Origin of the sequence: Pseudomonas sp. IT-P176 (assembly GCF_949767245.1) — a bacterium.
GTDB lineage: Bacteria > Pseudomonadota > Gammaproteobacteria > Pseudomonadales > Pseudomonadaceae > Aquipseudomonas.
This window is the reverse complement of the sequence record NZ_CATKPN010000002.1, coordinates 1-309: the sequence shown is the minus strand read 5'-3', so window position 1 is coordinate 309 and position 309 is coordinate 1. Positions and strand designations below refer to the sequence as shown.

Below are 309 nucleotides of genomic sequence, written 5' to 3'. Positions count from 1 at the left end.
CTCGACACGTTAGGCGCGATGGCCATCGGCCCGACCCACCATCAGAAAACCGTCCTGGTCGACTATGAACAGACGGACATTGCCGTTGGCTTCGTCATGGGCCACAACATGCTCGACGAGTACTGGGACACTGATGACCACACAGCGCTGAACCGTGCTGAAGGCACCAAACCTGCACCCAATCGCGGCCCCCGTGGCGATACTCCACGCCAGGATATTTCCAGCCAGGTCAGCGGGCCCATTCTGGAACACCTGCACCATAACTTCGCCACCGCCTGGCGCAAGGAGACCGGAGAGGACCTGCTCGCC

The 309-nt window shown here is 61.2% G+C and carries 1 pseudogene; it reads left to right on the top strand.

From position 1 onward, the window contains the following. Positions 1-309: pseudogene (locus ACM6IP_RS00010) on the top strand (phospholipase); the annotation flags it as partial.